The 26,013-nt window shown below is 70.2% G+C and carries 21 protein-coding genes, 1 tRNA gene and 1 pseudogene; 13 read left to right on the plus strand and 10 right to left on the minus strand.

Going from position 1 to position 26,013, the window contains the following annotated elements; translation table 11 throughout:
• Positions 1 to 2,079 (minus strand): proline-rich domain-containing protein, encoded by a 2,079-nt coding sequence (locus tag AC5Y7V_RS03820; protein ID WP_499878694.1) that lies wholly within the window; start codon positions 2,077 to 2,079, stop codon positions 1 to 3.
• Positions 2,080 to 2,209: 130 nt separating this feature from the next.
• Here AC5Y7V_RS03820 and mtnA point away from each other — a divergent pair, with 130 nt between their 5' ends.
• Entirely contained in the window at positions 2,210 to 3,178 is a 969-nt protein-coding gene (mtnA, locus tag AC5Y7V_RS03825; protein WP_499878695.1) for an S-methyl-5-thioribose-1-phosphate isomerase, read from the plus strand.
• Here the strand turns inward: mtnA and AC5Y7V_RS03830 are convergent.
• From AC5Y7V_RS03830 to AC5Y7V_RS03845, 4 genes are all read right to left on the minus strand, one after another.
• Positions 3,147 to 3,461 carry a hypothetical protein gene (locus tag AC5Y7V_RS03830; protein WP_499878696.1) on the minus strand — a complete coding sequence of 105 codons (315 nt, stop codon included), beginning with the start codon at positions 3,459 to 3,461 and terminating at the stop codon, positions 3,147 to 3,149. The two genes, mtnA and AC5Y7V_RS03830, sit on opposite strands and share 32 nt — an antisense overlap.
• Before the next feature lie 80 nt (positions 3,462 to 3,541).
• Positions 3,542 to 4,804, minus strand: coding sequence for a CaiB/BaiF CoA transferase family protein (locus tag AC5Y7V_RS03835; RefSeq protein ID WP_499878697.1), 1,263 nt, complete (start codon positions 4,802 to 4,804; stop codon positions 3,542 to 3,544).
• Positions 4,805 to 5,197: 393 nt separating this feature from the next.
• A tRNA-Gly gene (locus tag AC5Y7V_RS03840) sits at positions 5,198 to 5,271 on the minus strand.
• A 173-nt stretch (positions 5,272 to 5,444) separates the two neighbouring features.
• Positions 5,445 to 5,750, minus strand: coding sequence for a DUF732 domain-containing protein (locus tag AC5Y7V_RS03845; protein ID WP_499878698.1), 306 nt, complete (start codon positions 5,748 to 5,750; stop codon positions 5,445 to 5,447).
• Between the two features lie 304 nt (positions 5,751 to 6,054).
• Here AC5Y7V_RS03845 and AC5Y7V_RS03850 point away from each other — a divergent pair, with 304 nt between their 5' ends.
• The 7 genes from AC5Y7V_RS03850 to AC5Y7V_RS03880 all read left to right on the plus strand — a co-directional run bounded on the left by AC5Y7V_RS03850 (position 6,055) and on the right by AC5Y7V_RS03880 (position 15,247).
• A complete protein-coding gene (locus AC5Y7V_RS03850) occupies positions 6,055 to 6,690 on the plus strand; it encodes a VldE C-terminal domain-containing protein (protein WP_499878699.1) in 636 nt (211 codons plus the stop codon).
• A 41-nt stretch (positions 6,691 to 6,731) separates the two neighbouring features.
• A complete protein-coding gene (gene dcd, locus AC5Y7V_RS03855; RefSeq protein ID WP_067152518.1) occupies positions 6,732 to 7,304 on the plus strand; it encodes a dCTP deaminase in 573 nt (190 codons plus the stop codon).
• 106 nt (positions 7,305 to 7,410) lie between these two features.
• Positions 7,411 to 9,294: a DUF7159 family protein gene (locus AC5Y7V_RS03860; protein WP_499878700.1), complete on the plus strand. Its 1,884-nt coding sequence runs from the start codon at positions 7,411 to 7,413 to the stop codon at positions 9,292 to 9,294.
• A gap of 269 nt (positions 9,295 to 9,563) precedes the next feature.
• Positions 9,564 to 10,994: a DUF7159 family protein gene (locus tag AC5Y7V_RS03865; RefSeq protein WP_499878701.1), complete on the plus strand. Its 1,431-nt coding sequence runs from the start codon at positions 9,564 to 9,566 to the stop codon at positions 10,992 to 10,994.
• A gap of 101 nt (positions 10,995 to 11,095) precedes the next feature.
• Positions 11,096 to 12,199 carry a DUF7159 family protein gene (locus AC5Y7V_RS03870; RefSeq protein WP_499878923.1) on the plus strand — a complete coding sequence of 368 codons (1,104 nt, stop codon included), beginning with the start codon at positions 11,096 to 11,098 and terminating at the stop codon, positions 12,197 to 12,199.
• A 145-nt stretch (positions 12,200 to 12,344) separates the two neighbouring features.
• Positions 12,345 to 13,832, plus strand: coding sequence for a DUF7159 family protein (locus tag AC5Y7V_RS03875; RefSeq protein ID WP_499878702.1), 1,488 nt, complete (start codon positions 12,345 to 12,347; stop codon positions 13,830 to 13,832).
• Between the two features lie 89 nt (positions 13,833 to 13,921).
• On the plus strand, positions 13,922 to 15,247 hold the full coding sequence (locus AC5Y7V_RS03880) for a UDP-glucose dehydrogenase family protein (RefSeq protein WP_499878703.1): 1,326 nt from the start codon (positions 13,922 to 13,924) through the stop codon (positions 15,245 to 15,247).
• A gap of 4 nt (positions 15,248 to 15,251) precedes the next feature.
• Here the strand turns inward: AC5Y7V_RS03880 and AC5Y7V_RS03885 are convergent, their stop codons facing one another.
• Positions 15,252 to 16,847: a PE family protein gene (locus tag AC5Y7V_RS03885; protein WP_499878704.1), complete on the minus strand. Its 1,596-nt coding sequence runs from the start codon at positions 16,845 to 16,847 to the stop codon at positions 15,252 to 15,254.
• A gap of 101 nt (positions 16,848 to 16,948) precedes the next feature.
• On the opposite strand from AC5Y7V_RS03885, the gene AC5Y7V_RS03890 reads away from it, so the two are divergent.
• Genes AC5Y7V_RS03890 through rfbA form a run of 3 tightly spaced genes read left to right on the plus strand, consistent with a single transcriptional unit; the run spans position 16,949 to position 18,994 of the window.
• Positions 16,949 to 17,704: a maleylpyruvate isomerase family mycothiol-dependent enzyme gene (locus tag AC5Y7V_RS03890; protein WP_499878705.1), complete on the plus strand. Its 756-nt coding sequence runs from the start codon at positions 16,949 to 16,951 to the stop codon at positions 17,702 to 17,704.
• 28 nt (positions 17,705 to 17,732) lie between these two features.
• Positions 17,733 to 18,101, plus strand: a complete 369-nt coding sequence (locus AC5Y7V_RS03895) for a nuclear transport factor 2 family protein (protein ID WP_499878706.1) — start codon at positions 17,733 to 17,735, stop codon at positions 18,099 to 18,101.
• 23 nt (positions 18,102 to 18,124) lie between these two features.
• Positions 18,125 to 18,994: a glucose-1-phosphate thymidylyltransferase RfbA gene (gene rfbA / locus AC5Y7V_RS03900; RefSeq protein ID WP_499878707.1), complete on the plus strand. Its 870-nt coding sequence runs from the start codon at positions 18,125 to 18,127 to the stop codon at positions 18,992 to 18,994.
• Here the strand turns inward: rfbA and AC5Y7V_RS03905 are convergent.
• The 3 genes and pseudogenes from AC5Y7V_RS03905 to AC5Y7V_RS03915 all read right to left on the minus strand — a co-directional run bounded on the left by AC5Y7V_RS03905 (position 18,942) and on the right by AC5Y7V_RS03915 (position 22,414).
• Positions 18,942 to 20,216, minus strand: a complete 1,275-nt coding sequence (locus tag AC5Y7V_RS03905) for a YibE/F family protein (protein ID WP_499878708.1) — start codon at positions 20,214 to 20,216, stop codon at positions 18,942 to 18,944. The genes rfbA and AC5Y7V_RS03905 overlap by 53 nt on opposite strands.
• Positions 20,217 to 20,314: 98 nt before the next feature.
• Positions 20,315 to 21,100 (minus strand): hypothetical protein, encoded by a 786-nt coding sequence (locus tag AC5Y7V_RS03910; protein ID WP_499878709.1) that lies wholly within the window; start codon positions 21,098 to 21,100, stop codon positions 20,315 to 20,317.
• A gap of 25 nt (positions 21,101 to 21,125) precedes the next feature.
• Positions 21,126 to 22,414 (minus strand): annotated as a pseudogene (locus tag AC5Y7V_RS03915) (pyridoxal phosphate-dependent aminotransferase).
• Between the two features lie 61 nt (positions 22,415 to 22,475).
• Here AC5Y7V_RS03915 and AC5Y7V_RS03920 point away from each other — a divergent pair.
• The gene (locus AC5Y7V_RS03920) at positions 22,476 to 22,700 is read left to right on the plus strand and encodes an antitoxin MazE-like protein (RefSeq protein ID WP_499878710.1); all 225 of its coding nucleotides are present in this window, start codon (positions 22,476 to 22,478) and stop codon (positions 22,698 to 22,700) included.
• Positions 22,697 to 23,020: a type II toxin-antitoxin system PemK/MazF family toxin gene (locus AC5Y7V_RS03925; RefSeq protein WP_499878711.1), complete on the plus strand. Its 324-nt coding sequence runs from the start codon at positions 22,697 to 22,699 to the stop codon at positions 23,018 to 23,020. The genes AC5Y7V_RS03920 and AC5Y7V_RS03925 overlap by 4 nt, the downstream gene beginning before the upstream one ends.
• A 1-nt stretch (position 23,021) precedes the next feature.
• Here the strand turns inward: AC5Y7V_RS03925 and AC5Y7V_RS03930 are convergent, their stop codons facing one another.
• Positions 23,022 to 25,916, minus strand: coding sequence for a (Fe-S)-binding protein (locus AC5Y7V_RS03930; protein ID WP_499878712.1), 2,895 nt, complete (start codon positions 25,914 to 25,916; stop codon positions 23,022 to 23,024).
• Between the last annotated feature and the right edge of the window lie 97 nt (positions 25,917 to 26,013).

The following is a 26,013-nucleotide window of genomic DNA, read 5'->3' on the forward strand; positions in this document are numbered from 1 at the left end:
CTAGTGGTGGCCGCCGCCGCCCGAGCTGCCGCCGCCGATCGAGCTGCCGCCTGAGCTGCCGCCGCCGATGGAGCTGCCGCCGCCGATGGAGCTGCCGCCGCCGATGGAGCTGCCGCCGATGGAGCTGCCTCCGCCGAGGGAGCTGCCTCCGCCGAGGGAGCCGCCTCCGAGGGAGCTGCCGCCAAGGGAGCCGCCGCCACCAACTGGGCTGCCGCCACCGCCGGCCGGCCCACTGCCGCCTGGGATGCCGCCACCGCCGGCGGGCCCGCTACCGCCGGGGGTCGTGCCGCCGGCGGGAGTGCCGACGCCGACGGGTCCGCCGCCGGCGGGAGTGCCGACGCCGACGGGTCCGCCGCCCTCGGGTGGTGTAACGCCGGGGTTGCCGTGGCTCGGTCCGGGCCCGGTGACGGGTCCGCCGCTCTCGGGCGGGATGCCGTCAGGGTTGCCGTGGCTCGGTCCGGGACCAGTGGCGGGTCCGCCGCTTTCGGGTGGCGTGTCGCCGGGGTTGCCGTGGCTCGGCCCGGGACCGGTAGCGGGTTCGCCGCTTTCGGGCGGCGTATCGCCGGGAGTCCCGTGGGTGGAGCCTGGACCGTTGGCAGGGCCGCCGTCGCCCGTGTTGCCCGGAGGCCTGCTCTCCGTGCCACCAGGGTTGGTGCCCGGCCCGTGCCCCGGCGGGGTTTGGTGGGGTGGCGGCGAGTGCGGCGGTGGCACGTGGACCGGCGGTGGCTCGGCCGGCGGCGACGGGTGTGGCGGAGCCTGGATCACGGGTGGGCTCGCCGGTGGGTCGGCGAACCAAAGCGGCGGAAGGGGGCGCGGCGCTATCGGCGGGATCACGACGACGGGAAACGGCACGGCCGGAAGCGGCGCCGCCGGAGCCGGCGCCTCCGGGGCCGGAGCCGCTGGAACTGGAGCCGCGGGCGGAAGAGCCGCCGGAGCCGCGGCCGCCGGGACCGGCGCTGCCGGCGGCGCGCCCGCGGGCAGACTCAACGGCTTGGGTGCCTCCGCCTTGGTGGCCGCCACTTGCCAAGGCGCGGGCGCGAATACGTGCTCTGCCGGGGCAAGGAGATTTTGCAGCGGTGCGGGCAGCATTCCGACCGTCGTGTGGACGCCGACCGACAGGGCTATCTCCAGTGCCATCGCCGCGCTGATGGCGGCGACCGCCACCGCGCTGCCGACCAGCAGGCCGGGCCTGGAACGGGGCTCGCTTTCCTGATCGCCGGCGGACATGACGACGGTCGGAGCGCTCGCCTCGTCGTCTTCCACTGCGCTGTAAGCGAATTCGTCATCGACAAGCCCGGCATCGGGGACGCGCAGATAGTCGGGCAGGGTGCTCGAGTCGAGCGCGCCGGTGCCCGGGTCCTGTGCGTACGCCAGCGCGGCGGTCGACGACGCAAACAACGGCGCATTTGCGGACGCCAGGGCCGCCCCGCGGGCCAGCGCCGTCTCCGGCTCTTCGGGCGTACTCACGCTGAGCGGAGTCGCCTCTTCCAGCCACGGCTTGATCGGGGCGACGTCGACACCGGAGCCAACCACGAATAGGCCGTCCGGGCCGTCTGGCAGCTCGGCGAGCCCGGCGACCATCTCCATCAGCTTCGCGGTTGCGCACTCTCCGGACGCGCTGTCCAACAGTTCTTTCTGGACATCGGCGACGGAACCGTCGGAGGTTTCGACCACGGCCAAGGTCGCGGTGTCTGGCTCCACGAAAAGCACCGCGGTGCGTTCGTAACCCATTGCGCCACCCACGGATTGGGTCAATGACGTCGCGGCCAGAAACGTCGAGACCAGCATGACGTTCTCGAGCTTGTGGGCGGCCAGCGCATCGCGCAGCGCTGTCGCTTCGAGTTGGTCGGTGCAGGCCACCCCGACGGCGGAAAGTTCGATGCCGGCACCGACCGCGTCCTCGCGGGTTCCCAGAATGGCCGCGATCGCCCGATCGGACGCGCTGACGGTGGGCGAATCGTCCGCGGCGGTGACCGCGAACTCTTTCTCGTCTACCGTTGCGCCATCGGCGTTTTCGCCCTGCAGCAGCACCATCTGAACCGAGTCTGGCGCCAGCGAGACTCCGAGCACAATTTCCACGAGGCACGCCTCCCAGCATTTCGACGGCCGGTCACCGCCTGACCGATCGTCGCGCGGAAAGCTGTATCAGAATCCTGGCGAAGCTGTGTAGGCCTTAAGAACCCCAAGCCGGGCGGGCTAGGGTCGGCTCGTGCGCAGGACCATCGATTGGGACGGCGACGCGGTCACGATCATCGACCAGACCGCGCTGCCGGCCGACTATCGCGAGCTCACCCTGCGCACCGTCGACGAGCTGGTCGACGCGATCCGCCGCCTGGCCGTCCGCGGTGCCCCGGCGCTCGGCGCGGCGGGCGCGCTCGGCGTCGTGCTCGCGGTCCGCGAGGGAGGCGACGTTCGCGCGTCGGCCGAACGAGTCGCCAAAGCGCGACCGACCGCCGTCAACCTCAGCTGGGGAGTCGGGCGCGCTCTCAACAAGCTCGACGAGGGCGCCGACGCCGTGCTCGCCGAGGCGCTGGAAATCCTCGACGACGACGAACGCCTCAACCGCGCCGCGTCGGCCCACGCCGCCGAGACCGTCCTGGAACTGTGCGACCGTCGGCCGCTGCGGCTGCTCAGCCACTGCAACGCCGGGCACCTCGCGACGGTGGCCTGGGGCAGCGCGCTCGGGGTTGTGTGGCACCTGCACGAGCGCGGACTCGTCGAGTCCGTGCTGGTCGACGAGACCCGCCCGCTGCTGCAGGGCGCCCGGCTCACCGCATGGGAGCTGGCACAGGCGGGCGTGCCCTACCGGGTGCAGCCGGACGGCGCCGCCGCCGCGGCGATGGCGGGCGGCCTCGTCGACTGCGTGCTCGTCGGCGCCGACCGGATCGCGGCCAACGGCGACGTCGCCAACAAGATCGGCACCTACGGCCTGGCCATCGCGGCGCACCATCACGACGTGCCACTCGTCGTCGTCGCGCCGTCGTCCACCATCGACGCTTCCCTGCCCACCGGGGCCGAGATTGCGATTGAGGAGCGCGCGCCCGACGAACTTCGGACGTTCGCCGGCACCGCGATCACGCCGCCGGACGCGGGCGTCTACAACCCGGCCTTCGACGTGACGCCGGCCGAGCTCATCACCGCGGTCGTCACCGAGCGGGGCCGCTACCGGCCGTCGTGACGCTGGGCCGCGGTTTCAGGATCAGGCTCGCCACGACGGCGACGGCGCCGATGGCGGCGCAGAGCCACAACCCGGAGTGGTAGCTGGCCGCGGTGCCCGCCCCGACAACCGTTCCGGCCCAGGCAAACCCGAGCGAGCCGCCGATGCCGTAGGAGGCATTGGCGATTCCGGGCAGCGATCCCGGCTCGTCCGCGGGCGCCTGCAAGACGCCCAGCGCGCTCATCGGGGTCAGCGCGATGGCCAGCGAAAGCCGGCTGCGCGTCGGCGGCTTCGGACTGCCCAACCACGCCGTTGGCGAACATGGTGTCATCCATGGGCCGAAAAGATCGAACCATCGACTGCGACATTGGGCTGTGACCGGGATCAGATGATCGCCTGCTCCTGCAAGCCCGCGATCCGCGCCGCGTCATAGCCCAGTTCGCCCAGTATCTCTGCGTTGTGCTCGCCGATCAGCGGCGGCGCGCTGCGGATCGTCGCAGGCGTCGCGCTCATGCCCGCCAGCGGGCTGCCGATCAGGTCGACCGATCCGGCAGCGGCCCACACATGCGGCGTCGTCGCGCGCAGGCGCCGATGCTGCACCTGCGGATCGTCCCAGACCTCCGCCAGATCGTTATAGCGCGCGGCCGGGATCCCCACGCTATCGAACTTCGCCTGAAGCTCCTCCGTCGTGAACTGCCGGCTCCACACGTTGATGATGTCGATCAACTCCGCGCGATTGGTCTTGGCCCGCTTCGCGTTGGTGTCGAAGCGCGGGTCGGCGTAGAGCTCGGGCTGGCCCATCAACTCCGCCATGCGCCGCCAGTGGGCGTCGCTGCCGGCCGTGATGTACGTCATGCCGTCGCGCGCCTGGATGAGGTCGGCGGGGCCGCCGCCGTTGCCGCCATTGCCCAGACGCTCCGGCTGGACGCCGTTGATGAGATAGTCCTGCATGATGTGGCAGATCATCGCCACGGAACTGTCGAGCAGCGCCATGTCGATATATTGGCCCTCGCCCGTGCTGTTGCGATGGTGCAGCGCGGCGAGGATCGCGATGGCGCTGTTGTGGCCGGTCACGAAATCGACCAGGCTGGGACCGGCCTTCACCGGCCCCGCGCCGGGCTGGCCTTCGGGGATGCCGGTCACGGCCATCATGCCGCCGCTCGCCTGGAACAACCCGTCGTAGCCCGCGCGCGCCGCCATCGGCCCAGTCTGGCCAAATCCGGTGATCGAGCAGTAGATGAGGCGGGGATTGATCGCCTGCAGGCTCTCATAATCCAGCCCGAACCGCTTGAGGTCGCCGACCTTGTAATTCTCGATCAGGATGTCCGCGGTCTTGACCAAGGCACGCAGGATGTCCTGCCCCTCCGGCTTGGAGTGGTCGACCGTGATCGACCGCTTGTTGCGGTTCGACGCGGTGAAGAAGCCGGACTGGCGAAGGTCCTTGCCATCCTTGCCCTCGACCGAGGCAAGACCGTAAGCGCGCCCTTCGTCACCGCTGCCCGGCCGCTCCACCTTGATGACGTCAGCCCCCAGGTCGCCCAGTATCTGCGCGCTGAGCGGGCCGGCGAAGACGCGGGTCATGTCGATGACCCGGATACCCTCCAGGGCAAGCTGTGTCGTGCTCATGATCTCCTGCTGCTGGTCCATTTCAAGTCGTGCTGCGCAATCATAGGTTCGCATCGAAGCGCCCCACGCTTTGCGCACCCCATCTATCGGTGGTGGTCGAGAACCGCGCGCGTGACCTAGCCCGCCTTCAGGGCCGCGATCGCCTCCTCGATCCGGTCGATCGGCCAGAGGGCTCACCCGATCGCGCGCGTTGATCCGGCCCGACCGGATGTCGGCGATGAGGCGACGGATGATCCCGGTCGGGGCGCGCCGCCGCCGCCGCGCTTCTTGGCAGGTCCTGCCGCAACCTTGATGGGCGCAGTCGGAGGCGTACCGGACCCGCGGCAGCACGACCGACGGGAGTCGTTCGGGGTACGGGCGAGGTATAGGTCCCCTAGGCATAGCGGTGTAGCGGCGGGAGTGTCCTGGTCAGCGTGGAGCCGATGACGGGAATCGAACCCGCGTATTCAGCTTGGGAAGCTGATGTTCTGCCATTGAACTACATCGGCGCGGTCGCTGTGAGCTGCGCAAGCTTTACAGCGGTGACAGTCTAGCGGCTGAGTGACAGGCCGCTGCACAAACTCGGTTCGAAAAAGCCTTGAGCGCCGAGGGACGACGCTCACGAGCCTGGTGCGCCTTGGCTCAGCTGTCGCGCTGCGCTCAACAGCGCGCGGAAGCTGAGTTAGGACTTGTGCTTTTCGGGGCAGTACTCCGCGGTGGCAGCGAGGACGAACAGCCTGGCTTGATTCTGGTCCATCCGTAGTTTCAGCTGGTCGATCTCGTCGTTCTGGCTGTACCCGGCGGAAAGGTCTTGGCACATCGTGCGCCCCATATTCCCGGTCTGGGACGCGTTACCGAGGTGAATGCCGTTCGACGCCAGGTAGTTGGTAAATTCTGCATCCTTATCGTCGGCCCTGGCGACGGCCGCGGGCACCAGCATCAGGGCCATCGCGGCGCCGAGCAGGCATCCACACATCTTCTTGATCATTTCCCCACCACCTCCAAGCTCCACATGACACTCGTAACGAGAGTTCCCAGCGCGGGGGATTTTCTGCTCGGGAGTTCCGAAGTTCAACCAAGCGTTCATCTTTCGTTTCTGCGGAGTTGTCCACGGTGGAACGGTCGAGCACTCGCAGCCAACGCGACCAGTCGGACCCGGGGCAGCCCAGCGTCGCCTAGCTGCGGGTGCCGATCCACCCACAAAGCGTCCTGCGAATGGCGCTATTGCCTGTGACCTGGTCAATAGCCATTCGATGTTTATTATTTCGTGATCTACCCGTAATGTGCTCGGCGTGGGTCGGCATCGGTTAGCCAAGAAGCGGCGAAAGTCGCCAGTAGTGCTGGCTGCGCTGCTCGCTCCCGCCACCATCTTCTTCGCCGCCGCCGGCGACGTCCGTCCATTACCAACGCGCGAAGAGGCCAAGCCCGTTATCAGCGATATCGAGCCGTGCTGCCTGCAAATCGTCACCGCGGCAGCGAATACGTCCGCAAAAGCGCCCGACACCCGGCTGGCCGCCGCGTCGAGGTACCACACCCGGTCGCGCTTCCTGCCCGTCGGGATCGCGCCGGAGCAGGGCCTGCAGGTCCGCACGATCCTGGTCGAACGCGCCATCAGCGTGCAGTTCCCGCAGATCCATCAGATCGGCGGCGTGCGACCGGATCCGCTGCCCTGGCACCCCATGGGGTTGGCCGTCGACGTGATGATCCCCGACCCGGGCAGCTCCGACGGCATCGCGCTGGGCAACGCGATCGTCGCCTACGTGATGAGGAACGCGTCGCGCTTCGGCATCCAGGACGCGATCTGGCGTGGCGTCTACTACACGCCCGGCGGAGCGCAGGCGAGCAGGCTCGGCCACTACGACCACGTCCACGTCACGACCACCGGGGGCGGCTACCCGAAGGGTGGCGAAGAGTACCTCGCGGACTGAAGCCAGGACGACGGCCCGATAGCAGCGGATAGGCTCAGCGGGTGCTGCTCTCCGATCGCGATCTTCGGGCCGAAATCAACTCCGGCCGCTTGGGTATCGACCCCTACGACGACACGTTGGTGCAGCCGTCGAGCATCGACGTGCGCCTCGACTGCATGTTCCGGGTGTTCAATAACACCCGCTACACCCACATCGACCCGGCGAAGCAGCAGGACGAGCTGACCAGCCTGGTGGAGCCCGTCGACGGGGAACCGTTCGTGCTGCATCCCGGCGAGTTCGTGCTCGGCTCGACGCTGGAGCTGTTCACCCTGCCCGACGACCTCGCGGGGCGCCTGGAGGGCAAGTCGTCGCTGGGCCGCCTGGGTCTGCTGACGCACTCGACCGCCGGCTTCATCGATCCGGGCTTCAGCGGGCACATCACGCTCGAGCTGTCCAACGTCGCGAACCTGCCGATCACCCTGTGGCCGGGCATGAAGATCGGTCAGCTGTGCATTCTGCGGTTGACCAGCCCGGCGGAGCACCCCTACGGCAGCTCGCACGTCGGGTCGAAGTACCAGGGTCAGCGGGGACCGACGCCGTCGCGCTCCTACCAGAACTTCATAAGGTCTACATAGCTTAGACAGCGCTCCGCCACAGCGTATTTACGCGAGGATGTAGTGGTCCGTGGTTACCACCCGCTCGGCCATGGCTTCGCCAGCAATACCTTTGGAGGGGGTTGTATTGGACATCGTGCTCGGCGTGTCAATGGCGCCGGCGTCGATCCAGATGGTCGTCCTGGAAGGCGAAAACGCCGACGGCGCAACGGTAGAAGAAGACGAGATCGACGTCACCGGTGCCAACGACGCGGCCACCGCGAGCGCATCCGACCAGGTAGTCGCCGCCATCCTCGGCACCCGCGAGGGCGCGGCCGACGCCGGCCTGGAGCTGTCGGCGATCGGTGTGACGTGGACCGACCAACTCGACGCGGCCGCGTTGCGCGACGCGCTGGCCGCCCACAAGATCGAGAACGTCATGCTGGTGTCGGCGTTTCTGGCGGCGGCCGCGCTGGCCCAAAGTGTCGGCGTAGCAGTCGGTTACGAGCGCACTGCGGTGCTGTACATCGAGCCCGACACCGCAACTCTGGCCGTCGTCGAGACGTCCGACGGTTCCATCGCCGACGTCTACAGGCAACCGATCTACGCCGAGTCCTACGACGACGCGATCACCCAACTGAGCGGGATGGTCGCCGGCCTGGAAAAGGCGGAGCTGGCGCCCGACGGGCTGTTCGTGGTCGGCTCGGGCGTCGACATCGCCCCGATCAAGCCGGCGCTGGAGTCGGCGACGTCGCTTGACGTGAGCGCGCCGGAGGAGCCGGAGACCGCGCTGGCCCGCGGTGCGGCCCTGGCGTCGGCGAACGCGCCGTTGTTCGCGTCATCGACCGCGGCGCTCGCCTACGCCCAGGACCCGGGCACCGGTGCCGTCGACCACTACGTCCTTCCCGAATACCTCGGTGCCGGAACCGAACTCGGCGACGAGCTGGCCTACAGCGCGGTGCGTGACGACGACGCCGACGCGCCGACCGTCCTCATCGAGAAGCTGTTCGTCCAGGAACAGGAGCCACCGCGCCGCAGGCCGGTCCTGCTGATCGGCAGCAGCTTGGCGGTGGTCGGCATCAGCGCGGTGCTGGCGCTGGAGATCGCGCTGGCCATCGGAATCCGCACGACGGGCACCGTGGCGCTGCGGCCCACGCCGGGCCAAAACCTCATCGTGCCAACGCAACAGGCGCCCGCGCCGGTCGAGGCGGCCCCCGCGATGCCGAAGATCAACCTGCCGCAGCCGATGTCGGCGCCCATGCCGTTGAACGCGCCCGCCCCCGCACCGCTGCCCGCGGCTCCGGTGGCCCCTCCGGTTCCCGCGGCCCCCCCGATCGACCCGGTGATACCCGTCCCGGTCGTGCTGCCACCCGTGGCGCCGATCCCGGTGCCGCCGGTCCGCGTGCCCATTCCCAACCCGGTGATCAGCCCGCCGGTGATCCAGGCGCCGCGCCTGCCGCTGCCCCAGCCCGTTGTGCCCCAATCGCCGGTGCACGTCCCGCAGCCGCAATGGCCGGTGCCGGGCAGCGGCACGATTCCGCACCAGCCGCCCGTACAAAACCCGCTGCCCATCCCGGGTGGCCCCGGCACCGGGCATATCCCGGAGCCGGGCACCGGCGGCGGGCCGTTCGGGGGCGGTGGACCGTTTGGCGGCGGTGGCCCCATCCACATCCCCGGCGCAGGCCCCGGCGGCGGTCAGCCCGGCGGTGGCGGCCCGTTCGGCGGAGGCGGACCGTTTGGCGGCGGTGGCCCCATCCACATCCCCGGCGGAGGCCCCGGCGGCGGTGCGCCCGGCGGCGGCGGTCCGTTCGGCGGTGGCGGTCCGTTCGGCGGGGGCGGTCCGTTCGGCGGCGGCGGGCACGGCGGCGGCGGTCCGATCGGCGGCGGTCCGTTCGGCGGCGGAGGCGGTCCCTTCGGCGGCGGCGGGCACGGCGGTGGCGGCTTCGGCGGGGGTGGCGGCTTCGGCGGTGGCGGTGGCTTCGGCGGCGGCCACAGCGGCGGGGGCGGCCACAGCGGCGGTGGGCACCACTAGCCGCCGGCCGGCGTTACTCAGCGTTGCAAAACGGTTAACGCACGTCGACTTGTGCTTAACACCCCGCGGTGGTGCGGGTACGGTCGAGATGTTGGGCCAAGCCGAAAAACCGCGCCGCCCCGTAATCAGAACTTCATAACGCCCAGCTAATCCCGGATGCTCGAGCCCGCGCGCTGCTGTGGCCGTAAATCCGTGCTAGCTAAGTACTTAATGTGTCGTCGGCGCATTGCCGTCGTAGCACAGCAAGCAAACTGAGGGAGTTTCTAACCGTGGTGGGCATCGTGCTTGGCGTCTCGATGGCGCCGACGAACGTCCGCATGGTGCTGGTCGAAGGCGAAGGCGCCGACGGGGCCACCGTCGACGAGGAAAAGTTCGACGTCGGCCTGGGTGCTCCCGGCTCGAGAGGTCCGTCCACGGCGCCCAACCAGGTGGTCTCCGCCATCCTCGGAACCCGCGAGGGCGCGGCCGAAGGCGGCTACCGGCTGCTCTCGACTGGAGTGACCTGGACCGATCACATCGAGGCCGCCATGCTGCGCGACGCCCTCGTCGCCCACAAGGTCGAGAACGTGATGCTCGTCTCGGCGTTCATGGCCGCCGCCGCGCTCACCCAGGCCGTGGGCGACGCGACCAACTACGCGCGCACCGCGCTGCTCTTCGTCGAGCCGTACACCGCGACGTTGGCGGTCGTCGACAGCGCGGACGGGTCGATCTGCGACGTGTACCGCAGGGTTCTGGCCGAGGACGAAGACCAGGCGGTGGCCGAGCTCGTCGAGCTGGTCTCGGGTGCCGAGGCGCTGGAAACGCGCCCCGACGGCGTGGTCGTCGTCGGTTCCGGCGTCGACATCCCGTTGATCAAGCCAACGCTGGAGGCCGCGACCTCCCTTCAGCTGTCGGTGCCCGACGAGCCGGAGATGGCGCTCGCGCGCGGTGCGGCGCTGGCCTCGGCGCACGCGCCGTTGTTCGCGTCGTCGACCGCGGCGTTGGCCTACGCGCTGGATCCCGGCACCGGCGAGGTCGACCCGTTGGCGCTGGCCGGCCAGTTTCCCGGACTGCTGCCCGGATACCAGCCCGAATACCGGACCGTTCCCGAGCCGCCCGACGCCGACGGCAAGCCCAACGTCGCGTACAGCGCCGTGCCGGACGACGACGCCGAGGCGGGCACCGTCATCGGCCTGGAGGAGACCACGCAGCGGCGCAAATCCATCGCGCTGGTCGGCAGCATGCTGGCGGTGGTGTTCATCAGCGCCGTTGTGGTGCTTGAGATTGCGCTGGCGATCAGCATCCGCCCGACGGTGGCGCTGCGGCCCAGCCCGAACGAAAACATCGTCGCCCCGACGCAGCCCGCCGCGCCCGCGCCGGTGCCCCAGGCCCTGCCGAAAATCCCGGAGCCCGCGCCGGTGGCCGTGCCGCATCCCATCGCCCCGCCCGCCGCCGCCCCGGTGCCCGCGGCCCCGCCGGTCCCGGTTCCCGCGCTGCCCCCGCCCGTGTTCGTTCCGGTGCCGCGCGTGCCGGTGCTCGGGCCGCCCGTGCCCCGGCTGGAGGGTGGCCGCGGCCCGTTCGGCGGCGGGCCGGCGCCCCGCGGGCCCTTCGGCGGCGGCCGCGGCCCGTTCGGTGGGCACGGTCCGTTCGGCGGGCATGGCCTGTTCGGTGGGCACGGCCCGTTCGGCGGCCACGGTTTCGGTGGCTTCGGGCACAGATAACGGTTCGGCGCCGCCCCCTCTCCGGCTCCGCGGCTATGGTGGCGGACTAGGGGTGGGGCAATCAGATTGTCAGCGAAGCAGTTTGGAGAATGGGGGGATTGGTGGACGTCGTCCTTGGGGTGTCCCTGGCGCCCGAGACGGTCCGCATGGTGCTCGTCGAAGGTGAAGGTGCCGGCGGCGTCACCGTCGATCAGGCCGACTTTCCAATGCCGCATGCCGCCGCGGTCGATCAAGTGATCGAGGCCATCCTGGGCACCCGCGAAAGCGCGGCCGAGGGTGGTTATCGGTTGAGGTCCAGCGGGGTGACGTGGACCGATCAGCCGGCCGCCGCCGCGCTGCGAAACGCGTTGGCGGCGCACAAGATCGAGAACGTCATGCTGGTCTCGGCGTTCATGGCCGCCGCGGCGCTGGCTCAGGCGGTCGGGAGCGCGACCAACTGCGCCCGCACCGCGCTGCTGTTCGTCGAGCCGGCCACGGCGACTCTTGCCGTCGTCGACACGTCGGACGGGTCGGTCGCCGACGTGCAGCGCAAGCCCCTGCCCAACGGCGAGAGTGCGGCGCGGGCGGAGCTCGCCGCGTTGGTCGCGGGCGCCGAATCGATGCGCGCCCGCCCCGATGGCGTATTCGTCGTCGGCGCCGGCGTCGACATCGCGCCGATCAAGCCCGCGCTGGACGGGGCGACGTCGCTGTCGGTGACGGTCCCCGAGGAACCCGAGATGGCCCTGGCGCGGGGCGCCGCGCTGGCATCGGCGAACGAGCAGTTGGGAGCGCCGAGCACGGTCGAGATGCCATACGTCCGGGAGCCGGTGCGCGAGCTGGCCTACAGCGCCGAGGCCGACCCCGCGCCCGACGACCACCTGCAGCCCGCCGAGCGCGGCGGCCGAAAGATGTTGGCGATCATCGGCGCGGCCGCGATACTCGTCGTCGGCGCCGTGGCCCTGGCGGTGGCGCTCGCCCTCGGCATTCGCCCGCATGTCGACCAGCGACCCGACGTCGGCAAGAACGTCGTCGCCCCGGCGACCCAGGCGGCCCCGCCACCGAAAGCCCCGCCGCCGGCCCCGGTGCCGGCCGCCCCCGCGCCGAACCCGGGACCGAGCTCCAACCCCCTGCCGCAGTGGCTGCCGCCGCTGCCCAGGGACGACGATCACGACGACCATTGGGCGTGGCTCCGCCACCACCTGGGGCACGGAATCCTGGGCCCCTAGCCCGGGTCGCCAAGGGGGCGAAACCGCGTAAAATCGGGGGACTAGGGGAATACAGGGTGGGGACTCTAGGCGTATCGCAGTCGCTGACGCTCGCAACGAGCACGTCCCCCGCCCGCGATGGCTAGCGAACGACGATGGAGGAGCTTTGGACACCGTACTTGGCGTGTCGATGGCACCGACGGCCGTCCGTATGGTGCTGGTCGAAGGCGAAAACGGCGACGGCGCGACCGTCGACGAGGACAATTTCGATGTTGCCGCCGACGACGATGCGGCAACCATTACCGCGGCCGACCAGGTAGTCTCGGCGATCCTGGGAACCCGCGAGGGCGCCGCCGAGGGCGGGTACCAACTGGCGTCGACGGGCGTCACGTTCACCGACCCGATCGAGGCCGCCGCGCTGCGTGACGCGCTGGCCGCCCACAAGGTCGAGAACGTGATGTTGGTCTCGTCCTTCCTGGCCGCGGCCGCACTGGCCCAAACGGTCGGCAACCACACGAACTATGCCCGCACGGCGCTGCTGTACATCGAGCCCGACACGGCGACCCTGGCGGTCGTCGACAGCGCCGACGGCTCGGTCACCGATGTGTACCGGCAGGCGCTGCCCAGCGACGACGAGGCGGCGGTGACTCAGCTGGCCTCGATGGTCGCCGGGGCCGAGGCGCTAGAGGCGCGGCCCGACGCCGTGTTCGTCATGGGCTCCGGCATCGACATCCCGATGATCAAGCCGGCGCTGGAGGCGGCGACGACGCTGCCGCTCTCGGCGCCCGAGGAGCCGGACACCGCGCTGGCCCGCGGCGCGGCGCTGGCGTCGGCGAACGCGCCGCTGTTCGCCTCGTCCACCGCGGCGCTGGCCTACGCCCAGGACCCGGGCACCGGCGCGATCGACCCGTTCGCGGTGGCCCCCGGCTACTTCGACACGCCGGCCACCATGGATAGGAACGCGCTCGCCTACAGCGCCGTCGCCGACGACTTCGACGAGGCCTACACCGGCGAGCACGCGACGCAGCTGGTCGGCGCGGGCGCTCGCGAGCGCGGGTCCTTCCGCCTGCTGGGCAGCGCGCTGGCGACGATCTTCGTCGTCGGCGTGACCGCACTCGTGGTGTCGCTGGCCGTCGCGATCCGCCCGACCGCCGGAGTGCAGCCCGCCCCCGGGCACAACGTGGTCGCTCCGGCGCCGGCGGCTCCCGCTCCAGCGCCCGCAGCCCCGGCGCCGGCCCCCGCGGCCCCGGCACCCGAGGCTGCCCCGGTTCCGGCGCCCGCGCCGGTTCCCGAGGCCCCGGCGCCGGCCCCGGTCCCGATACAACAGGCTCCGGCGCCCGCACCGATCCCCGAGGCGCCCGCGCCCGCTCCAATCCCGGTGCCGGAGGCCCCGGTGCCCGCTCCCGCGCCGCCCCCGGCCGTCGCGCCCATCCCCGTGCCGATTCCGTTGCCCATCCCGGGCATCGGCGGCCCGCCGGGAGGCGTGTTCGGCCCGCCCGGCGGCGGATTCGGGCCTCGCGGCGGCGGTGAGGACGGGCCGCGCGGCGGCGGCGGCGGCTTCCCCGGCTTCCCCGGCGGCGGCGGAGGCCACGGCGGTGGCGGCTTCGGCGGCGGCGGTGGGTTCGGCGGCGGCCACGGCGGCGGGCACCACTAGGCGTTTTAGCGCCACCTGTCATCTGCCGTTTGCCTCCCGATTAGCGGCGCGATGCAGTTAGCTCATCGCGGCCACCTACACACGGTGGTATGCGATGCACCGTATTTGGCACCGGTTACCTGGGTGCCACGCATGCAGCGGGGATGGCCGAGCTGGGACACGACGTCGTCGGCGTGGACATCGACGCCGGCAAGGTGGCCAAGCTGGCCGGCGGCGACATCCCGTTCTACGAGCCCGGCCTGCGAAAGTTGTTGGCCGACAACCTCGCTGCCGGACGTCTGCAGTTCACCACCGACTACGAGATGGCCGCCGAGTTCGCCGACGTGCACTTTCTGGGCGTGGGCACGCCGCAGAAGAAGGGCGAATACGGCGCCGACCTCTGCCACGTCCACGCGGTCATCGACACGCTGGTGCCCATGCTGACCCGTCCGTCGGTGCTGATCGGCAAGTCGACGGTGCCGGTGGGTACCGCGGCCGAGCTCAACCAGCGGGCGGCCGCGGTGGCGCGTCCCGGGGTCGACGTCGAAACCGCCTGGAACCCCGAGTTTCTGCGCGAGGGCTACGCCGTACACGACACCCTGCACCCGGACCGCATCGTGCTCGGGATCCAACCGGGTTCGACGCGCGCCGAGGCGGCGGCGCGCGAGCTGTACGGCCCGCTGCTGGACGCCGGCGTGCCGTTCCTGGTGACCGATCTGCAGACCGCCGAACTGGTCAAGGTTTCCGCCAATGCCTTTCTGGCAACCAAGATTTCGTTCATCAACGCGATCTCCGAGGTGTGCGAGGCGGCGGGCGCCGACGTCAGCGTGCTGGCCGACGCGCTGGGCTACGACCCGCGCATCGGGCGCCAATTCCTCAATGCCGGTTTGGGTTTCGGCGGTGGCTGCCTTCCCAAGGACATCCGCGCGTTCATGGCCCGCGCCGGTGAGCTGGGCGCCGACCAGGCGCTGACGTTCCTGCGCGAGGTGGACAGCATCAACATGCGCCGGCGCACCCGGATGGTCGAGCTGGCCACCACCGCGTGCGGCGGCTCGTTGCTGGGCGCCAACATCGCCGTGCTGGGCGCGGCGTTCAAGCCCGAATCCGACGACGTCCGCGACTCGCCCGCGCTCAACGTCGCCGGGCAGCTTCAGCTCAACGGCGCCGCGGTCAATGTGTACGACCCCAAAGCGCTGGACAACGCGCAGCGGCTCTTCCCCACGCTGAACTACGCGGTGTCGGTCGAAGAGGCCTGCGAGCGCGCGGATGCGGTGCTGGTGCTCACCGAGTGGCGGGAATTCGTCGACCTCGACCCGAACGACCTGGCCGATCGGGTGCGGGCCCGCGTCGTCGTCGACGGCCGCAACTGCCTCGACGCCGCCCGCTGGCAGCAGGCGGGGTGGCGGGTGTTCCGGCTCGGGGCGCGGCGGACCTAGCTCGTTACGTCAGGCCGTTGTTCCCGGCCGAGCCGAACACACCACCCGCGCCACCGGTGCCGGCGTTGCCCTCCGGCATGCCGATCCCGGCGTTGCCGCCGGTGCCGCCGTTGCCGACCAGCACGGCGCCCCCGCCGTTACCGCCGTCACCGCCGCGGCCCGTGACGCCCTGGCCGCCGGGGCCGCCGTCCCCGCCGTAGCCGACCAGCGCCGCGTTGCCGCCGTGGCCGCCGTTCCCGCCGGTGGTCTCACCGGCACCGCCGGCCCCGCCCGCGCCGCCGCTGCCCGAGATTCCGGCGGCGTTGCCGCCGTTGCCGCCGGCGCCACCGGCGCCGCCGCCCCCGACGCCGCCGTTCCCGCCGCGCCCGGCGGTGCCCTGGACCGGACCGGAGTTGCCGGCGTCGCCCCCGGCCCCCCCGTGGCCCGTGATCCCGGTACCGCCGGCGCCGCCGTCACCGCCGTTGCCGGAGATGCCCCTCGTGTTGCCGCCATGGCCGCCGGCGCCACCGTTGACGGAGCCGGTGCCGCCGGAGCCCCCGGCGCCCGCCGAGCCCTCGAACATGCCGCCGGCGCCGCCGGCGCCGCCGGAACCGCCATCGCCGGTGCTGCCCGTGCCGCCGGCACCCCCGGCGCCGCCGTTCCCCCACACCACCCCGGCCCCGCCGTCGCCGCCGTTACCGCCGTTTCCGTGGAGGCCGGTGCCGCCCGCCCCGCCGACCCCGCCGGCACCGAGCAGGCCACCGTTCCCGCCGGCCCCGCCGTTACCCCCGCCGGTGACACCGGTGCCGCCGGCCCCGCCGGCGCCGCCGGTGGGCTGGGTGGGCCCGCCGATCCCGCCGTTGCTGGCGATGCTGAACATCCCGCCATTCCCGCCGACGCCGCCGTTCCCGCCGACGCCGCTGGCCGAGAGCCCGCCCGCGCCGCCGTTCCCGCCGGCGCCGAAGATCCCGCCCGTCCCGCCGTTGCCGCCGTTCCCGCCGGGGACACCCAAACCGGTGGAGAACCCGCCGGCACCGCCGGCGCCGCCGGCGCCGAACAGCGCGCCGGCCCCCCCGTTTCCGCCGTTGCCGCCGACGGTTCCCGACCAGCCGGCGCCGCCCGCGCCCGCCGCCCCCAACAGCCCGGCGGCCCCGCCGTTGCCGCCGTTGGGGTGGCTGGCCCCGCCCGAGCCGCCCGCGCCGCCGTTGCCGATCAAGATCCCGGCGTCGCCGCCGTTCTGCCCGGTTCCCGGGGCCCCGTTGGCGCCGTTGCCGACCAGCGGGCGCCCGAACAGCGCCTCGGTGGGCGCGTTGATCGCGTTCATCAGGGTCTGCTGGACGTTGGCGGCCTCGGCGCCGGCGTAGGAGGCCGCGCCCCCGCCCAAGGCCTGCACGAACTGGTCATGCAACGCCGCCGCCCGGGTGGTCAGCGCGTGAAAGTCCAGCGCCTGGCCGGAAAACAGCGACGCGATCGCCGCCGAAACCTCGTCGGCGCCCGCGGCCGCCACCTGCGTCGTCGAGGCCGCCGCGACCGCGTTGGCCGTACTCACCGTCGCGCCGATGCGAGCCAGATCGGACGCCGCCGCCCCCAGCGACTCGGGTACCGCGATCACAAACGACATGCCCCCGCCTTTCGTCCGTCGATGACACGACGGACGTTATCCCGATCGCCGTCTTGTCGCACTGGATCAACCGCCTCGGCGCCGGCGAGTAGCCTGACCGCGTGGACTACGCCGCCGAGTTCCTCAACGAAAACCGGGCCTTCGCGGAGCTTTTCCGCGGTGTCGACGAGTCCACGCCCGTGCCGACGTGCCCGGGCTGGAACGTCACCCAGCTGTTGCGCCATGTCGGGCGCGGCGATCGGTGGGCGGCGCAAATCGTGCGCGACCGGCTGCAGGAATACCTGGATCCCCGCACGGTCGAGGGCGGCAAGCCGCCCCCGGATCCGGCCGACGCGATCTCCTGGCTGCACGGCGGCGCGCAGCGGCTGGTGGACGCCGTCGAGCTGTCGGGCGTGGAAACGCCGGTGTGGACGTTCCTCGGGACCCGCCCGGCGAACTGGTGGGTCCGGCGCCGGCTGCACGAGACGGCGGTGCACCGCGCCGACGCCGCCATCGCCTCCGGACGCGAATTCACCCTGCGTGCCGAGATCGCGGCCGACGCGATAACGGAATGGCTTGAGCGCGTGGCGATTCAGGCTGGAGGCGACGGGGGGCCGCTGCCGCTCGAGGCCGGCGCCACCCTCCATCTGCACGCCACCGACCCCGGGCTGGGCGACGCCGGCGAATGGACGATCGCGGTCGACGGCGGCGCGATCACCTGGTCGCACGAGCACGGCAAGGGCAGCGCGGCGCTGCGCGGCGGCGCCACCGAACTGTTGCTGGCGCTGGTGCGCCGGGTCGCGCTGGCCGACACCGGTATCGAGCTGTTCGGCGACGACGCCGTGTGGCAGAACTGGCTGGACCGTACGCCTCTATAACTCAGGCGGACACGGTAGCTTGCTGACCATGAGCACATCGGAGATCGCCACCGTTCTGGCGTGGCACGACGCCCTCAACGCTTCGGACCTGGAAACCCTGGTGGCCTTGTCCAGCGACGACATCGAGATCGGCGACGCCCACGGGGCCGCACAGGGTCATGCGGCGCTGCGCAGGTGGGCCGGTTCCCGCGAGGGCACGGCCGAACCCGGCCGCATGTACGTGCACGACGGCATCGTCGTCGTCGAAGAGAAGGTCAGCGCCCCCGGTGGAGAGGTCACCAACGCCGCGTCGGCGTTCCGGGTGGTCCACGATCACGTCACGTCGGTGTTCCGGCACGAGGATTTGGCGGCGGCGCTGGAGGCGACGGAGCTCACCGAGGACGACTTCGTAAATTAGGGGGGTCAAACAGAGAGGCACTTATGCGTGGCATCATCCTGGCCGGCGGGTCGGGCACCCGTCTTCATCCGATCACGATCGGCATCAGCAAGCAGCTGTTGCCGGTCTACGACAAGCCGATGGTGTACTACCCGCTGTCCACGCTGATGATGGCCGGCATCCGCGACATCCTGGTGATCACCACCCCGCACGACGCGGCCGGTTTCGAGCGGCTCCTCGGTGACGGTTCGCAATTCGGCATCAACCTCAGCTACGTGCAGCAGCACCAACCCGAGGGTCTGGCCCAGGCGTTCGTGCTCGGCGCCAACCATCTCGGCAACGAGTCGGCCGCTTTGGTGTTGGGCGACAACATCTTCTACGGCCCGGGCCTGGGTACCAGCCTGAGCCGCTTCCAAAACATAGACGGCGGAGCGATTTTCGCCTATTGGGTGGCCAACCCGTCGGCCTACGGTGTCGTCGAATTCAGCGACGATGGCATGGCGCTGTCCCTGGAGGAGAAGCCGGCCACCCCGAAGTCCCAGTACGCGGTGCCCGGCCTGTACTTCTACGACAACGACGTGATCGAGATCGCCAAGAACCTGAAGAAATCGGCGCGCGGCGAGTACGAGATCACCGAGGTCAACCAGATCTACCTCAACCGCGGCCGGCTCTCGGTCGAGGTGATGGCCCGCGGGACGGCGTGGCTGGACACCGGCACCTTCGACTCGCTGCTGGACGCCAGCGACTACGTCCGCACGCTGGAGCGACGGCAGGGGCTGAAGGTCAGCGTCCCCGAGGAAATCGCGTGGCTGCAGGGCTGGATCAGCGACGAGGAGCTGGCCGAGCGCGCCCGCACCCTGGTCAAGTCCGGTTATGGCGACTACCTGTTGGGGCTGCTGGAACAGCGGCGCTGACCGGCGCCGGTTCAGGTTTGGCCAGCGCGGCCGCGATCGCCGTCGTCAACGGCACCGAGAGCGCCAGCGCGATGCCGCCGACCGCGGAGCGGGCGAGTTCGATGGCCACGCTCTCGCTGATCAGCACGTCACCGAGCGAACGGTTGGACACGCTGAACAGCAGCAGCAACGGCAGCGACGTGCCGGCGTAGGCCAGCACCAGCGTGTAGACCGTGCTGGCGATGTGATCGCGGCCCACCCGGATCGCGCCCACGAAGATGGCCCGCCGGGAGCCGCCGAGATGGGCCAGCTCGAAGACCGTCGACGCCTGCGTCACCGTCACGTCGTTGAGCACACCCAGTGAGCCGATGATGAACCCGGCGAGCAGCAGCCCGCTGATCGACACGTTGCCCAGATACGCCGAGACCTGGCCGTTCTGGTCGTCCGACAACCCGGTGAGATGGGCCAAATCGACTGCTGCCCAAGATAATCCGGCGGCCAGCAGCAAGGCCGACAGGGTGCCCAGCAGGGCGGCGCTGGTCCGCAGGCTCACCCCGTGGGCCAGGTAGATCACCGCGTAGAGGATTGCGGCGGACGCCACCAGCGCGACGGGGACGGCGGGGGCGCCTTCGCGCAGCGCCGGCAGCAGGAACACCAGCAGCACCAGGAACGCGACCACGATGCCGACCAGCGCGAGCAGCCCGCGCCAGCGGGCCACGGCGACGATCACCACCGCGAACGCGACCGCGAGGCCAACCAGCGGCCAGCCGCGCTCGAAGTCGTAAAAGGCGTAGCTGGTGGTGCCCTGCTCGTCGACCTGCCGGACGAGCCGGATGCGGTCGCCGGCCCCGAAGTGGGGCTGGCCGGGACCGGGGGAAGACTCCAGCAGCGTCTTGGCGCCGGCGTTCGGGCCGGAGTCGATGGCGATCAGGGTCTGGACGCATCGCCCGGCGCCGGGGGCCGCCGACTGCGGGGCGGTGGTGAGTACCTGACCCGCCGACGGGCTGCCGCAGTCACCCAGCGCGCTCGACAGCACGTGGCCCTTCTGCGTGCTCACGGCGCCGCCGGCCGCGTTCTGGAACGGCATGGGGATGTCGACGTGCTGGCGGCTCGGCCAGAGCAGCACCGCACCGGCGATCACGGTCACTCCGATGGCGACCAGCAGCCCGACGACGATCTTGGCGGGCAGCGGATCCAGCCGAGACGGTACCGACGAGAGGCTGTGCGAATGTGAGTGCGCCACCCGGTCGAGGGTAAAGGGCGGCTCCGGCCCCCGACGGCAGCCCGGGCATTCCGTATGGCGGCTTTACTGGCTGGGCGCGCGCGCCGTGGGCATTGTCGTCAGTTGTTGGTCAGGTCCCTTCCCCATGCGGCGCCCTTGGGTTGGGTGAGTATGCACCAAGCGTTTCGAGTACACGCACTCACGACCTTCACAACCTGGCCCTTTTTGAGCATGCCAATCACATGCGCGTCACCGTTGTCGTTTGACTTGTCATACAGATCGGTGTCGGCGTTCACCGTGGCGGTCAAGGCAGCGGCCGCCGGTGGAACGGGCGCTGGCGGCACGGGCGCCTGCGGCGAGGCCTTGCACTTAATGCGATCGCTGAACTTGGTGTGCCAGCCAGTAGTGGCGTTGTTCCCGTTGCTATTGGTGACGGTGCCGCTCGCGGAATTGTCAGGGTTGACCTGGCCCTTGTAGTGGCTGAAAAGAAACGGGCCACTCCAGGTCACGTGGATCTCGATCGTGTTGCCCGTGAGGTTGCCGTTGGCGACGCCCTTGGTGAAACCGTTTTGGCCGGGGCGCGAGTAGGAGGCGTCCCCCTGGATCGTCGTCGGTCCGTTGGACGGCAAGACGACCTCGAGACCGTCGTCCTGATTGAGCACCTGAACCGCCGTGGTGAAGTTGCAGTCTTCGGCGGGAGCGAGCGGCATCATCGGGAGCGCCCGGGCGGGGGCCGTGAGCGCAAGGAGCAGTCCCGCCGCCCCCGCCGCTGCGGCGACCGGTCGTTTCCAAGGCCTGCTCGTCGGTCGCATAGCGCGAGCGTATTGATGAATTGGGCCGGAGAAATCAGGGATTTCCCTATGTTTCAGCGCGCGTAGCCGGTCGCGCCCCACCCGCTGCTCCATCGGTGGAGCGGAGGCCGGGAACTTGTTACTGCCGGTAGCCGGCCAGGAAGTTGCCCAGCCGCTCGATCGCGGCGGCGAGGTCGCGCGACCACGGCAGGGTCACGATGCGAAGGTGGTCAGGTGCCGGCCAATTGAATCCGGTGCCCTGGGTGACCAGGATCTTCTCGGACAACAGCAGCTCGAGGACCAGCTGCTCGTCGTCCTCGATGTCGTAGACCTCGGGATCCAGCCGGGGAAACGCGTACAGTGCGCCCTCGGGTTTGACGCAGGACACCCCGGGGATCTCGTTGAGCTTGGTCCAGGCGACGTCGCGCTGCTCGAGGAGCCGGCCGCCGGGAAGGACGAGGTCCTCGATGCTCTGGTGGCCGCCGAGGGCGACCTGGATCGCGTGCTGCGCGGGAACGTTGGGGCACAGCCGCATGTTGGCCAGCAGGCTGATTCCCTCGATGAAGCTGCTGGCGTGCTCCTTGGGCCCGGTGATCGCCAGCCAGCCGGCCCGGTAGCCGGCGACCCGGTAGGCCTTCGACAGGCCGTTGAAGGTCAGGCACAACATGTCGGGCGCCAGCGTGGCAAGGCTGATGTGCTTGGCGTCGTCGTAAAGGATCTTGTCGTAGATCTCGTCGGCCAGCAGCAGCAGCTGGTGCTTGCGCGCCAGGTCGACCATCTGGGTGAGGATCTCGCGGCTGTAGACGGCGCCGGTGGGGTTGTTCGGGTTGATCACGACCAGCGCCTTGGTGCGCTCGGTGATCTTGGACTCCAGGTCGGCGATGTCCGGCTGCCAGTTCTGGGTCTCGTCGCACAGGTAATGCACGGGGGTGCCGCCCGCCAGCGACGTCGACGCCGTCCACAGCGGGTAGTCCGGCGCCGGGATCAACACCTGGTCGCCGTTGTCGAGCAGGGCCTGCAGGGTCATCGTGATGAGCTCGGATACCCCGTTGCCCAGGTAGACGTCGTCGACGTCGAACCGGGGAAAGCCCTCGACCAGCTCGTAGCGGGTGACCACCGCGCGCCGGGCGGGCAGGATGCCCTGCGAGTCGGAGTAGCCCTGCGCGTAGGGCAGGGCCTGGATCATGTCGCGCATGATGACGTCGGGCGCCTCGAAGCCGAACGGCGCCGGGTTGCCGATGTTGAGCTTGAGGATGCGGTGTCCCTCGGCCTCCAGCCGCGCGGCGTGCTGATGCACCGGGCCGCGGATCTCGTACAGGACGTCCTGCAGTTTGGACGACTGCGCGAAGGACCGCTGCCGGTGATGGCCGGTGACGTGCGCGGGCAGCTGGTGAGTACTCACGTACCTATGGTGCCATCGTTGTCCACCGAATTTGCTGGCCGGCATCGAATCGTTGCATGCAACACATGTTTCATGCAACATCGAGGGATGGGCAGAACCTCCACTTCGCGCGCCGCCGAATACCGTCGCCGCATGCGCGAACGCGGCTACCGCCCGGTCCAGATGTGGGTGCCGGACGTCCGGTCGGCGCAGTTCGCAGCGGAAGCAAACCGGGAAGCGTTGGCGCTGGCCGAAGCCGACCGGCATAGCGACGACATGGAATTTGTCGAGGCGATCTCGGACGATCTGACGTCACTGGACGACGACGGATGAACCGTGGCGAGCTGTGGACCGTCTCGGGGGGTGTCTATGCGGCCGAGCCGCGTCCGGCGATCATCGTCCAGGACGACCTGTTCGCCGCGACGGAATCCGTCGTCGTCATCCCGCTGACCGCGACAACGGTCGCCGGCGCGGCGGTGGCACGAATCGCGGTCCCGACGACAACCGGCATCGCACAGCCAAGCTTCGCCATGATCGACAAGATCACGACGGTCCGCCGCTCAAACCTCGGAACGCGGATCGGTCGCGTGTCCGCAACGCTCATGGCAGACATCGAACGGTCGCTGGTGGTGTTTCTCGGCTTGGCGTCCTGAGTTAACGCTTGCCCGGTGGGCGGGCGCCACGCGCGATGCCCAGGCCCTTTACGGGAGCCGCCGGCGGTGCCGCGTCACCGTCGGGCTCCGGCTTTTGCTCGGGCTTTTGCTCGGGCTCGGCCTTGGCCTCCGGTTGCTCGGCCGGGGCTTCGGCGGCCTTGGCGGGAGGTGCGGCCTTCTTGGCGCCGGGTCGCTTGGCGCCGGCGGCGATGCCGAGCCCCTTCACCGGTGCGGCGGGCGCCGCGGGAGCGCTGGCTTCGGCGGGTGCGGCCGGCTCGGCGGGCGCCTCGGTTGCCTTGGCCGCGGGCGCCGCCGGAGCGGCCTTCTTGGCGCCGGGCCGCTTGGCACCCGCGGCCAGACCGAGCCCCTTCGCGGGCGCGGCGGGCGCGGCGGGCGCCGCCGGAGCCGCAACCTCTTCGGCGGGCGCCTCGGTCGCCTTCGCGGCGGGCGCTGCCTTCTTGGCGCCGGGTCGCTTGGCGCCGCCGGCGATGCCCAACCCCTTGGCGGGCGCGGCGGGAGCCGGGGCCGCGGCCTTGGCCGGCTCGGCCTCGGCGGCCTTAACGGGTTCCTCGGCCACGGCGGGCGCCTCGGCGGGCGCGGCCGGGGCGGATGCCTTGGGCGCCGCGGCGGCCCGCTTCTTCGCCTCCTTGGCGGCCGTGCCCTTTTCGGGCAGCGTCGCCTTGTCGTACTCGATCGACCCCAGCAGCACCTGGGCGACGTCGAGCACCTCGACGCCGCTGCGGCCGGCCTCTTCCTGGCGGTCGTTGACGCCGTCGGTGACCATCACCCGGCAGAAGGGGCAACCGGTGGCGATGGTGGTGGCGCCGGTCGCCAGGGCCTCATCGACGCGTTCGTGGTTGATCCGCTTGCCGATGTGCTCTTCCATCCACATGCGCGCACCGCCCGCGCCGCAACAGAAGCTGCGCTCGGCGTGGCGCGGCATTTCGGTGAGCGTGGCTCCGGCGGCGCCGATCAGCTCGCGCGGCGCCTCGTACACCTTGTTGTGCCGGCCCAGGTAGCACGGGTCGTGGTAGGTGATCTCCTGGGAGACAGAGGTAACGGGCACCAGCTTCTTGTCGCGGATCAGCCGGTTGAGCAGCTGCGTGTGGTGCAACACGGTGTAGTTGGAGCCCAGCTGCCGGTACTCCTTGCCCAGGGTGTTGAAGCAGTGCGGGCACGTCACAACGATCTTGCGGTCGACGGTCTCCACGCCCTCGAACAGCCCGTCCAGGGTCTCGACAGCCTGGGCGGCCAGCTGCTGGAACAGGAACTCGTTGCCCGACCGCCGCGCGGAGTCGCCGTTGCAGGTCTCGCCCGTGCCCAGCACCAGGTACTTCACGCCGGCGACGGCCAGCAGTTCGGCGACCGCCTTGGTGGTCTTCTTCGCCTTGTCGTCGTAGGCGCCCGCGCAGCCCACCCAGAACAGGTACTCGTAGCCGTCGAAGCTGTCGACGTCCTCGCCGTAGACCGGGACGTCGAAGTCGACCTCGTCGATCCAGTTGGTGCGGTCCGAGGCGTTCTGGCCCCACGGATTGGCTTTGGTCTCAAGGTTTTTGAACAGCACCGACAGCTCCGAGGGGAACTCCGACTCCATCATCACCTGGTAGCGGCGCATGTCGACGATGTGGTCGACGTGCTCGATGTCCACCGGGCACTGCTCGACGCAGGCACCGCACGTCACGCAGGACCACAGCACGTCAGGGTCGATGACGCCGCGCTGCTCGGCGGTGCCGACCAGCGGGCGGGTCGCTTGCTCCGGTCCGGAGCCCATCACGCGTCCGAAGCCCGACTCGGGGACGTGATGCTCCTCCGCGTGCTTCTCGCCGCTCAGGTTCTCGGCGACCCCGCCCTCCGGGGTGTTCTCGAGCGGAGTCTCCTTGTCGCCCAGGATGTATGGAGCCTTGGCCATCCAGTGGTCGCGCAGGTCCATGATGACGAGCTTGGGCGACAGCGGCTTTCCGGTGTTCCAGGCCGGGCATTGCGACTGGCAGCGCCCACACTCGGTGCAGGTGGCGAAGTCGAGCATGCCCTTCCAGGTGAAGTCTTCGATCTTGCCGCGCCCGAATTGGGCGTCGTCGGGCGGGTTTTCGAAGTCGATCGGCTTGCCGTCGGACTCGATCGGCAGCAGCGGGCCGAGCCCGTCGGGCAGACGTTTGAAGATGACGTTGATGGGCGCCAGGAAGATGTGTAAGTGCTTGGAGTGCAACACGATCAGCAGGAAGGCCAGCATGACGCCGATGTGCAGCATCAGGGCGACGGTCTCGACGATCTCGTTGGTGTTGTGACCCAACGGGTGCAGCAGCGAGCCCATCAAGTGGCTGAAGAAAGCGCCGCGGCCGTACGGGAATTCGTCGCCGAGGGCGTTCACCGACGCGCCGCGGAAGATGGCGTAGGTCCAGATGACGTTGAAGATCATGAACAGGATCAGCCACGCGCCGCCGGTGTGTGAGCCGTAGAAGCGGGACTGGCGGCCGTACTCCTTCGGCTCGGTGCGCAGCCGGATGATCGCGAAGGTCACGATGCCGGTCAGCACGGCCAGCGCGAAGAAGTCCTGCAGGGCGCCCAGTGCGTCCCAGCGGCCGATGATCGGAATGTGGAAGTTCGGCTGGAACAGCACGCCGTAGGCCTCGATGTAGACCGTCAGCAGGATGAAGAATCCCCACATCGTGAAGAAGTGCGCCAGGCCGGGCAGCGACCACTTTAGCAGCTTGCGCTGGCCGAACACCTCGGAGAGTTCGGTCCAGATGCGGTCGCCGACATGGTCGGCGCGCCCGCTGGCCGGCTGGCCGGACATGACCAGCTTGTTCAGCCACAACACCCGGCGGGCGGCGAAAGCGCCCACCACCACGGTCATGCCCAGTCCGATGATCAGTCTGATGAGCGTTTGCGTGGTCACAGAAGGTCTCCCCAATTCCTAGTTTGTTTGCCTACTAAGGCTTGCTCATAGTGACATCTGGGTAGCTTTCGACGCGAGATAGGTTGCCCTAAGTTGC

Source organism: Mycobacterium sp. NGS34, assembly GCF_059812845.1.